We start from the raw sequence: 887 nt of genomic DNA on the forward strand, positions 1-887 counted from the left end.
AGTATTGGCAAAGGTGGGATTATCGTCGCCATCAACGTCACTGATTGAAAGTGTGCCACTTGCAGTCACAGGCGCATCGCCCACATTGCCCTCGGTCACGGAACCGATAAAGCTACCGGTCACTTCTGGCGTATCCTCACTACCAGTAATGGTGATGACAATAGCTTGCTGGGTGCCATCAGAGGCGGAGAGAGTAATGGTGTCGGTCACTTGATCGCCAGCATCTAAATCCTGCACGCTGTCTTGATCAAGCGTATACGTCCAATCACCGTCTACTAGCTCGATCGAACCATAAGTCCCCGTCTCAGTGGTATTGGCGAAGGTCGGATTATCGCCGTCATCAACATCACTGATCGCAAGGGTACCCGTGGCAGTGGCAGGGGCATCGCCCACGTTGCCTTCGGTCACTGAACCAGTAAAGCTACCGGTGACTTCAGGTAAGTCGTCGGTGCCGGTAATGGTGATGACAATATCTTGTTGCGTGTTATCGCTTGCGGTGAGCGTGATAGTGTCCGTCACTTGATCACCGGCATCTAAATTCTGCACGGCAGACTGATCGAGGGTGTAGGTCCAGTTGCCGTTAACTAGGTCTAGCGAGCCATAAGTCCCCGCTTCTGTAGTATTCGCAAAGGTCGGGTTATCGCCGGCATCGACATCACTGATCGCAATGGTGCCGGTGGCAGTGACCGCATCGCCTTCGTTGCCTTCGGTGACTGAGCCAACAAACTCACCACTCACTTCAGGGGCATCGTCGGTTCCCGTAATCGTGATAACAATATCTTGCTGTGTGTTATCGCTTGCAGTGAGGGTGATAGTGTCTGTCACCTCATCACCGGCATCTAAATCCTGCACGGCAGACTGATCGAGGGTGTAGGTCCAGTTGCCGC

At 53.3% G+C, this 887-nt stretch carries 1 protein-coding gene; it reads right to left on the minus strand.

The window, feature by feature from the left end:
• On the minus strand, positions 1-887 hold an 887-nt coding region (locus WN56_RS08475; RefSeq protein ID WP_046074625.1), incomplete at both ends, for a VCBS domain-containing protein.

This window comes from Salinivibrio sp. KP-1 (assembly GCF_000968645.1).
In the GTDB taxonomy this organism is placed as follows: Bacteria; Pseudomonadota; Gammaproteobacteria; order Enterobacterales; family Vibrionaceae; genus Salinivibrio; species Salinivibrio siamensis.